This window comes from Sulfolobus sp. B1 (genome assembly GCF_007050195.1).
In the GTDB taxonomy this organism is placed as follows: domain Archaea; phylum Thermoproteota; class Thermoprotei_A; order Sulfolobales; family Sulfolobaceae; genus Saccharolobus.
The window spans coordinates 1-9958 of the sequence record NZ_QIMI01000060.1; the positions used below are offsets into that span (position 1 = coordinate 1).

The window sequence follows — 9958 nt, forward strand, 5'->3', positions numbered from 1 at the left end:
AGGAGGAGTTAAGATAGAGATAAAGGGAGTTCAAAGACTTGAATTGATTCCATTAATAATAAAAAATGAAGCAATGAGGCAGTTCAATCTCTTGAAAATAAAGGAAGAGCTCGAGAAAAGAGGTGTAACTAAAGATCTAATATTATCTTATATGCAAGTAAAAGATCTAAGTGAATTATTTAAAAATACTAAAAGTAAAATAATTAAAAATGCCTTAGATAAGGGAGAATTGATTTATGGATTAAGATTACCGAAGTTTAAAGGGATATTAGGTTGGGAGTTATCCCCTAAGAGAAGGTTTGGAACAGAATTAGCTGATTACGTTAGAGCGTTAGCTGCACTAGGGGGATTGATGCACTCTGATGAATTACCAAACTACGGAATAACCGCTGAGGAAGTAAATGAGGTAAAAAGGGCATTAAACGTGTCAGAAGATGATGGATTTATAATTATAACCGGACCTAAGGAGAAGTTAGAAAGGGCCATAGAGACAATTAGAGATAGAGTAATTCAAGCTTTGAATGGCGTTCCTAAGGAGACTAGAGGTGCCTTAGAAGATGGTAATACTAAATTCTTAAGACCACAACCTGGCTCAGCAAGAATGTACCCAGAAACTGATATTCCGCCAAGAAGAGTAGATGAGGAATTACTTGAAGAGGCAAAAAAATTAGTTCCAGAACCACCAGAAGTTAAACTGAAAAAGTACGTTAAATTAGGATTAAGTGAGGAGCTAGCTAAAGAAATTCTAAGAGATCCAAAACTAGATTTATTTGAAGAGTTAGTCTCAAAATATTCAGAAAGAGTTCAGCCATCAATAATAGCAACACTAATTACTAATACGCTGAAATACGTTAAATCAAAGGGCGGAGATATCTCTAAGATCAGCGAGGAGGATATTGAGGAAATAGTTAAGGGAATTTATGAAAATAGAATAAGTAAGGACTCAATTCAGGAAATACTATTGGAATATACCAGTAGCAAAAGTTCAGTAAGTCTATCTGAAGTGATGAAGAAATATGAAATAATTCCCGTAGAAGAATTAGAGAAGATTGTTGAAGATGCAATAAAATCTAACATAGATGAGATAAATAAAAGAAAAGAGAAAGCGATAAATATTGTTATGTCAAAAGTTATGAGTAGAGTTAAAGGAAGAGCAGACGGTAAGTTAGTGCTAGAGTTAATTAAGGCAAAATTAAAGGATTTAATAGGATGAAGAATTACCCTCGGACTGATAAGTGAAATGAAGAGAAGGCATTTGTCGGATAAAAATGATGAGCTTGACCGCTTATGAAAATCGATGATATATTAAAGGTAGCCTCTGATTATCCATCTGGAAAACTTGAAAGTCAAGTAATTAAATTAGAAGACGAGCTTTTACATCTTGAACAATTGCCTCAGATATTAAATTTATTGGATGCAAAAAAGGTTGAGTGGAGGTACAATGCAACGATCGTAGGACCAGATCTATCCATAGTGAATACCGAAGGAGGTACTAATGAAAAAAAGTTAATTGTAAGAACACCTATAAATAAGGTATCTATACCCTGGAAATTCCATAGGATAGAGGAAAAGAATTTCATAAAACTAATTAATTATCTCATACCTTGTAAGGAAGGCAAGTCCATATTTAACCCATCCCCTTGGGAAAGATATTATTTTAACGGAAATAGAAAAATACTACTGCGTGAAGGAGAAATAGGCGAAGGGTTAACATCGTCAAACACTCAAATCGATTTTAGGTTAGAAGAAAATAACGTCAAGTTAGAAACTAATTTTCTAAATCCATATTTCTATTACATTAATCCATATTACTTAGAGAAGGATGAAAAGCCGATTAATCAAACTTTTGCCATTAGCTTGGAATTAACTGAATCATATTCAATAATAAGTAATTCTAAACTAAACTTGAAATTTAATTTGGGGGAAATTAAGGCTGAAAGTGATAAGAAGATAATGATAGTGAAATCTAAAAGCACAAAGGAGGCAAAAATTCACAGACTTTTATGGGATATGGAAAATGAGGTTATAGAACTAGATTGTAAACCACCTTTTCCTCTATCTCTTTATCGACTTGAACCAGCTTCAGTTGTTCCATTGCATTTTTCGTTTAGTGAAAAAAGCAATGTTTTAGACATAATATTAGAGAACTTTGAAGATAAACCGGTAATTGCTACTTTATATTTAAGCGCTAGAATATCAAAAGTAATTGAACCGTTAAATATAAGTTCGGAATATGATAGAATAAAAATACCTATTAGGAGATGGGGAATAGCAAAAATATCAATTGAAGTAAAGAAACTGCCAGAAATATTTCTAAAAAGAAAAGCTATATGACTTAAACACTCTCATAATAGCAAGGAGCTAGATTATATCCATTTTTATTCAAAACTTTTTTGCCCTCGGAACATAAAATACAATAATAACCAGCCAAACTAGCATTATTAGATGCAATCCTATCTACAACTTCTGATAATAATTTCATAAACTTAGGGTCTTTCTCTAGAACATATCTTAAACCGCTTCCTCTTTTACTCTTAATGTAATTAGATACAGCAGCTGGCGTTAAACCCATTATACTAGCTACTTTATATTCAGACATATTCCTCTCTTTTACTAATTTTTCAGCTACAATAGACCTAACTGCAGGCAAAATCTCTTTTACTGAAACTTCACAAGGTAACTGTAATGACATATACTCACTACATTATACTATCTTAATGAAAAAATAAAAATGTTTTTTTATAATTCACAAGTCTTACATCCGCCAGCATACGTCTCTGATACTTCCACAAATTTTTTCTCTAATCTAAGTGAGGATGGAACTAGTTTGCTACTACCCCCCTCTTCCCCCTTCTTCTTCTCATACTCCTCTCTTTCTTTCTTCACTCCAAAGTAGATCACTTGCTGTGATTTACTCTTATCTCTATATACAGTAATTCCCTTTATCCCTAATTTCCACGCTAATAGGTAAACGTTAGCAACTGTATCAACAGGCTCCTCGCTCCTCAAGTTTATAGTCTTTGAAGTCCCTGAATCATTCCACTGTTGCCAAACCGCTTGATGTAAGACGTGATAGATCGGTTGAACCTCATGAGCAGTTCTGAATAGTCTCCTCAATGATTTAGGCATGAATATATTTTCACCTATCATCCCAGTTTCCGCAATCCTCTGAATAACTTCTGGATCATCTAGCTCGTACTTCCTTAAATATTCTAAGAATAATGGATCTATTTCTATGAACTTTCCTACAGCAACATTCCTGACGAAAGCCAACGCAAATAATGGCTCTATAGAGGAAGAAGTGCCAGCAATTATAGATATAGTGCCAGTAGGTGCCACAGAAACAACGGTAGAATTCCTCAAACCATATTTTATCCTCTCTTCCTTTAATAAGGAGAAGTCTAATTTATCCACGTTCTCTGTAAGTTTTTTAACATAATCACTCACTTTATCATTAACCCTAACTATTCTTAGGATTTCATTAAATTCTAGTGCACTTTCCCATACATCCCTATATAGCTTAGGATCATAAGCTGGAAATGAACCTTTCTCTTTAGCTATCTCAATTGACGTCTTAAGTGCATAATAGTATATGAACTTAGCTAGCTGGTAAGATAAGTATATAGCATCTACGCTATCATAAGGTATGCCTAATTTGATAAACATCCTAGCTAATCCCATAACACCTAATCCAACCTTTCTAGTCCTCTTTGTAGCCTCCTCAATCTGCTTTAATGGATAGCGGTTTGCATCAATCACGTTGTCAAGAAATCTTACCGCATATTGAATAGTCTCAGCTAAACCATTCCAATCAATTGCAGCCTTTCCGTCTCTCTCTATTACAAACTTCTCCAAGTTAATTGAACCTAGATTACAACTCTCCCATGGCAACAAAGGCTCTTCTCCACATGGATTAGTAGCATTTATCTTACCTAAATACCAAACTGGATGTCTCCTATTAATAGTATCAATAAATAGTAAACCAGGATCACCACTGTCCCACGCACCTTTTACAATTTCGTCAAATAACGACTTAGCATTGACGTACTTAGTTATAGCTCCCTCTTTTTCCGCAATAACAAGAGCTTCATCAATAGTAATAATCTTCGAATCGTCTAGATACACACTTCCTCCTTTCTCTTCTAGCTCACCTAATATGACGTCTTGAATCCACTCCTCATTCATATAACCTCTAGCTTTAGTGATATAATAATCGTGATCTGTTCCCACGATCTTAGTCTTCCTAGGATTAATCAAAGGCACACTTTCTCCTCTTTCCACTGCTTCCATGAAATAGTCATAAACCCCTACAGAGATGTTAAAGTTCTGTAATTGAACGTCCTTAAGCTCACCAGTCTTAGCCTTTATAAAATCATTAATATCAGCATGCCATACATGCATAACTCCCATATTAGCTCCTCTTCTTTTACCCCCCTGCTTAATAACATCGGTTGATGCATCGAAAACTTTCATAAATGATACCGGTCCAGATGCTACGCCTGCAGTCGAAGCCACTACATCCCCTTTCGGTCTTAGCTCAGAGAAATCAAATCCAGTCCCTCCTCCTTGTTGATGAACTAAAGCTGTTGCCCTCAAAGCATCATAAATCCCGTCACCTTGAGGAGTAGTCATTGCATCTTTTACTGGTATTACGAAACAAGCTGAAAGAATCCCTAGTCTTGTGTCACTATTCATTAATGTAGGAGAATTTGGCATGAACTTCAAATTACTTATGATATCATAGAACTTCTCCTCTAGATTCTTTACCTCAACTTCACTTTTCTTATAAATCTTACCTTCCACACTCGCTAAAAATCTGGCGACCCTCCTGAACAACATCTGTGGAGTTTCAATATATCTAAGAGTATTGGGATCCTTTAGTAGGTATCTAGCCTCTAAAACCTTCAAGGCATTATAGGAGAGAAGAAGATCTTTTTCATCAAATTTTGACCAGTTTCCCTTACCGTAAACATGATTATAAATTCTAGCTAAAACATATCTCTTTGCTAATTCCATTAGCTCTGGATATTTTAATGAGTTTTCTATCAGATTCCTTTCCACTATATCAGCTATTGTCCTAGTATCAATGCTATTATCCTTAATAGCATTCTGAATATCCTTTATAATACCGTCTACAACATCATCTGATATAGTCAATTTAGATAGTATCTTGTCTAGCCTAAATTCATCAAGCTTACCATTTCTCTTCACTACCTTGACCTTACGCAATGACGTAGCGTATATTAGCTTCTCCATTAGAAGTCAATTATATAATATTGAAAGCGAGGATATATTTTTCTTTCTTTTTATTCTTGGTATTACCATGAACACTCGCAGTAAATAGTAAGCTCAATCATATATTTGAGTAAAAATTATATTTCCTTTATTCTTATTTCTAATTTATTTACCAATATAGATAAATACCGATATTTTAAAAGTTTTAATAAATTAGCTAAGTCTTGATAGAATATGAGAGGCAAACAAGATGCCAGCTAAAGCAGCTAAATAATCAAAAACGAAATACTAATGGAAATAAAATATAATTACCGATATTTAATTTAGGGGCAGAATAACACTTTTCGATCGTTACTGAGATAATACATATAAATAATTAATCACAAAAATCCTCATACCTTAAATAAAAATCACAAAAATATGAAAACATCAATGTACCAATAGCACGAGAAAATTAGGAGTTGAGTTAAAGACTCTAGAAATCTTGAAATGATCTTTTATTTACGCTAATTTTTACTGCGATGTTCAACTTTAACTAGTTGCTTAATGAGAAAAACTTTTAAATAATTACAAATGTGCGGACCCGCCGGGACTTGAACCCGGGACCTAGGGCTCCGAAGGCCCTCGCTCTATCCTAGCTGAGCTACGGGTCCTCACATTCTACTTAATACTTTTATTCCTAAAACTTTTAGCCCATTCTTTAGTACTGTAGCAACGCCTTTAACTAAATATAGTCTTGCTATTCTTCTGCCTAAATTATTCTCTTGCAGAACTCTTTCCTTATCATACCAGCTATTAAACGTATCAGCCAATTCTCTTAAGAACGAAACTAGGTCCTCCAATCTCATCTCGTCAACAGATTTCTTAAACACTTCGGGAAACTTAACAATATGAACAAGAATTTTTCTCTTCTCATCAATTATGTCAGTGAAATCTACTTTATCTATTGAAAGTGTATCAGTCGACTTTTGCAAAATATTGAAAGCCCTAGCGTATGTATATTGTAAATAAGGACCACTATTCTGTTCAAAATTAACTATTCTATTCAAATCAAAAGATAATGGTTTATTCGCAGAGACTGATAATATAGCATACCTCAGTGCAGCATTAGCTATCTCATCTGCGTTATCCATTACCCCTCCCTTTTCCTTAAGCTTCATTTTAACTATATCTAATAGTCTCTCATATATCTCGTCTATGGTTAAGATTCTACCCAATCTACCACTTAATCTAAATCCTTGAATGTTAACCATGCCATAAGAGTAGTGGACTAAATTTTCAGCTAGATTTGAATACCCTAAAAGGTGAAGAGCACCTCTCAACTGAATCTGGGGAATATATTGTTCTTCTGCTATCACGTTTATTACGATATCTGCATTAAATTGATTAAACTTATACAAACTATACGCAATATCCCTAACGGTGTAAAGAGTAGTACCATCTGACCTAGTTAGCACTAAAGGAGGTATTTCTAGACCTTTAGGTATTCTCAGCCTTTCTCTAACATCACTGTCCAGAGAGTTTTGTAAATCTATTGCTGGAACTCCCTTATAATTTATCCTAGAAGGCAAAACGATTAGTTTATCTAAAACTTCATTTACCTTGTTCTCCCATAATAAATCACTTTCAAAATCGAAGTTATCAAAGCTTATATTAAGCTTACTAAGAGTTTCCATAAAGCCATCTAGAGCTACCTTGACATATTTCCTAATGATACTCTTTAGCTCTGTCTCACCTTTCTCATATTCTTTAATGATTTTACCAATTTCTGTTTCAACGTCGTCTATCTTATTTATCTCATCTATTAACTTATCAAATAATGCTTGGTTTCTATTTCTTAACTCATTTGCTACAGTAACCATTTCGTCTAACTGTCTAATCTTCTCCTTGTACTCAACTTCTGAAACTTTTTTTATTTCTTCTCTAAGCTTCTTTATCTCTATAATAACATTAGTCATTGCGTATATCAAGCCCAACCAGAGATCCTTCTTTAAGTTAGGGTCTGGTTCAGGAAAGCCTAATAATTTCAAACCAAGAATCAATACCGCAACTTGTCTCCCAGTGTCATTAACGTAAAACCTAACGTTAACCTCATGTCCTCTAAACTTCAAAGCTCTACTCATGGAATCACCCAATATTGTATTTCTTAGGTGTCCTATGTGTAGTGGATGGATTGGATTAGCACTAGTATGCTCTACAATTATTCTCTTCTTTTTATCTATTTTCTCAAATCCATACTCTTCGTCAAAATTAGTGAAAAGTTTAATGAACAGATTCTTCACGTTTAGAGTAGAATTTAGATAAATATTTACCACATTAGTAGAGCTTATTAGATCTCCAGCATAACCTTCTAGTATTTTAGCCTTCTCTTTTATATTGCCTTTTATTATTGATGGGAGTGGTATTGATAGGTCTCCAAAGTCCTCTCTGGGAGGATAGGTAATATTTTTTAAAACTTCACTCATATCCACGTTTAGTTGTTTACTTACGAACTTAGCTATCTCAATCTTAGCTTCTCCTATTAGATCCACAACTCGTTTTATGCCTTTAACCTTTTAATATTTACTTGAAATTAGCATATAGTTATGAGGAAGAGAGTAGAAATTTTAATAGTAGAGGATTATAGTGGAAATCCAAAAATTGATGAAGTTAGTTCATCACTTAAGGAATTATTAAAGGATGAAAACGTAGTGATAACTAGGCTTCATTTGCCTCAGTGGACTGATAATGAGGAAGAAGACGTTACAGGTGTTCACGTGATTGTGAGGGAAGTTGCAGAAACATAACATTTGTAAATATTACAAAAATGGATATTGCACATCTCCTGCTCTGGAGAAACCTACTGATGTCGTAGTCTCGAGTTCGAGATGCTTCGGGAATTTTAGAGCTTGCAGATATTTTTTAGACGAATCTAAGGAAGGATTAGAGAAATATGATGAGGATAAGAGTATAGAACAGGAAATTAAGTTTTATCCCAAAATAAACGTTTTAGAAAATGTAATTGATAGTGCGTGTGAAAATTACCAGCTCATAAAGAGCGAGAAAGGATTCATCGCATATTGTAAAGCAATAAGCAGAGTTTTAGTAACTCAACAAGCTACGCTTTGCAATAAGGAGTATCAAAAATGTCCATATAGATTTTTATTCAGCACCTAATTTAACGTATTTCCCGTCTTCTAATAGATTAATTTTACCTTTTTCCACTAGATCAGCTAACGCTCTTCTTATCTTATCTTCACTAGCAATTCCGGATAACATACTATGTAACTCCTTTAAATTCATGGGTTTCTCATTTAATAAGTCTAATAATATCTGTTTCAACTCATCTTCGTTAGGTGCAGTCATAACAATTACGTCTTTATCAGAGTAAACTACTTTAAGCTTGTTTTCAACATTAGAAGTGGATTTCTTACTTTTCTTTTTGTTTTCATTACTCATACTATCCACACTCACGTTTACCTCTCATTTCTAACTTTTAAGCATTATGCGTATTATGAAAACACAATCGGTGATCAATAATAACAACGTTATGTATGAATAATGAGTAATAATTTCTAAAATTATTAATTATGTAAGGTGAGTCGAATGAATACATCTTTATATTGCAGAATTTAGATTATCATAATTAGGCGACAATGGTGAAAGAGCCAGACTTCCTGAGGCATGTTGTAAGTAAAGTGTTGTCTCCAAATATAATTGATTCTAAGAGGCTAGATGAAGCCAGAAGAATACTTGGAGAAGCAGAAGTAAAGTATAACTTTTCCTCTTATGGAGGGGATCCTAAGAAAATAATAGACTTTCTACTTAGTCCAGATTTTACAGAACTCAGTTTAATTCTAGGTATGGATATAACTAAGAAATTATTAAATGCAATTAAGGATAATTATAAGGACGAAGATATAATCAAAACAGCCGAAAAAATACTAAAAGAGATTGACGGATATTTAGAAGATATAAACGAATCTAATATAACATTAACAGTTAATAAAAAATATTTCTAATCAAAGGATGGTGTACTTGATCCTTCGCCAGACTCCTTACCTTTTTCCTCTCCTTTCTTCTCGCTCTTTAGTGGAGAAGCAGCTATTAGATCATCAATCTTTAATATCGCAGTAGCTGCTTCAGTGGCACTCTTTATAACCTGAGCCTTAACTCTAATGGGCTCTATAATGTTTAAAGCATGTACATCATCAATTATTCTACCGCCTAATACGTCAACACCTGAATTAGTTAGACCCTTAGCATGTCTTGCTCTTAAATCCATTAAAGCAGATATGGGCTCCATGCCTGCAGTTTCTGCTAAGATCATTGGTATTTCTTCTAAAGCATCAGCGTATGCTTCAATTGCTAACTGTTCCTTTCCACCTACTGTTCTAGCATATTCTCTTAATTTCTTTGCTATCTCTAACTCTACTGCACCACCGCCTGGCAATATATAAGGCTCTAGTAGAACATTTCTCAATGCATGTAATGCATCATTTATACTTCTTTCAGCTTCGTCTAATGCCATATCATTAGATCCTCTAAGTAAGATGTTAACGGCTCTTGGGTTCCTAGCTCCTTCAATGAATACCATTTTATCGTTTCCTACTTTTCTTTCCTCAACTAACTCAGCATAACCTAAATCATCGGGCGTAGCGTCTTTAATACTACTGATTATCTTCGCTCCTAAAGCCTTTTCCAACTTCTCTATATCACTCCTCTTCACTCTCCTCACAGCTAA

At 34.1% G+C, this 9958-nt stretch carries 10 protein-coding genes and 1 tRNA gene; 5 read left to right on the forward strand and 6 right to left on the reverse strand.

Features of this window, described 5'->3' with window-relative positions; all coding sequences use genetic code 11:
- Together gatE and DMP16_RS05530 are read left to right on the forward strand one after the other, a co-directional pair.
- Positions 1-1213: Glu-tRNA(Gln) amidotransferase subunit GatE (gene gatE / locus DMP16_RS05525; protein ID WP_143576957.1), on the forward strand; the 1213-nt coding region annotated here is incomplete at its 5' end.
- Between the two features lie 74 nt (positions 1214-1287).
- Positions 1288-2334: a hypothetical protein gene (locus DMP16_RS05530; RefSeq protein WP_069281761.1), complete on the forward strand. Its 1047-nt coding sequence runs from the start codon at positions 1288-1290 to the stop codon at positions 2332-2334.
- Position 2335: 1 nt separating this feature from the next.
- Here the strand turns inward: DMP16_RS05530 and DMP16_RS05535 are convergent, their stop codons facing one another.
- The 4 genes from DMP16_RS05535 to DMP16_RS05550 form a co-directional block, all read right to left on the reverse strand.
- Entirely contained in the window at positions 2336-2692 is a 357-nt protein-coding gene (locus tag DMP16_RS05535) for a transcriptional regulator (RefSeq protein WP_069281762.1), read from the reverse strand.
- Positions 2693-2739: 47 nt separating this feature from the next.
- Positions 2740-5256, reverse strand: coding sequence for an adenosylcobalamin-dependent ribonucleoside-diphosphate reductase (locus DMP16_RS05540; protein WP_143576958.1), 2517 nt, complete (start codon positions 5254-5256; stop codon positions 2740-2742).
- A 557-nt stretch (positions 5257-5813) separates the two neighbouring features.
- Positions 5814-5888, reverse strand: a tRNA-Arg gene (locus tag DMP16_RS05545).
- On the reverse strand, positions 5889-7766 hold the full coding sequence (locus tag DMP16_RS05550; protein WP_143576959.1) for an arginine--tRNA ligase: 1878 nt from the start codon (positions 7764-7766) through the stop codon (positions 5889-5891). It abuts the tRNA gene before it with no gap.
- A 54-nt stretch (positions 7767-7820) separates the two neighbouring features.
- Here DMP16_RS05550 and DMP16_RS05555 point away from each other — a divergent pair, with 54 nt between their 5' ends.
- Positions 7821-8021, forward strand: a complete 201-nt coding sequence (locus DMP16_RS05555; RefSeq protein WP_069281771.1) for a hypothetical protein — start codon at positions 7821-7823, stop codon at positions 8019-8021.
- A complete protein-coding gene (locus tag DMP16_RS05560; RefSeq protein WP_069281773.1) occupies positions 8008-8391 on the forward strand; it encodes a hypothetical protein in 384 nt (127 codons plus the stop codon). Before DMP16_RS05555 ends, DMP16_RS05560 begins: the two co-directional genes overlap by 14 nt.
- Here the strand turns inward: DMP16_RS05560 and DMP16_RS05565 are convergent.
- Complete coding sequence (locus DMP16_RS05565) at positions 8377-8673, reverse strand: hypothetical protein (protein WP_143576960.1); 297 nt, start codon at positions 8671-8673, stop codon at positions 8377-8379. The genes DMP16_RS05560 and DMP16_RS05565 overlap by 15 nt on opposite strands.
- 197 nt (positions 8674-8870) lie before the next feature.
- Between DMP16_RS05565 and DMP16_RS05570 the strand changes: the two genes are divergently transcribed.
- Positions 8871-9236 carry a hypothetical protein gene (locus tag DMP16_RS05570; protein ID WP_069281777.1) on the forward strand — a complete coding sequence of 122 codons (366 nt, stop codon included), beginning with the start codon at positions 8871-8873 and terminating at the stop codon, positions 9234-9236.
- Here the strand turns inward: DMP16_RS05570 and DMP16_RS05575 are convergent.
- A partial coding sequence (locus DMP16_RS05575; RefSeq protein WP_304948034.1) for a TCP-1/cpn60 chaperonin family protein occupies positions 9233-9958 on the reverse strand: 726 nt, incomplete at its 5' end. The two genes, DMP16_RS05570 and DMP16_RS05575, sit on opposite strands and share 4 nt — an antisense overlap.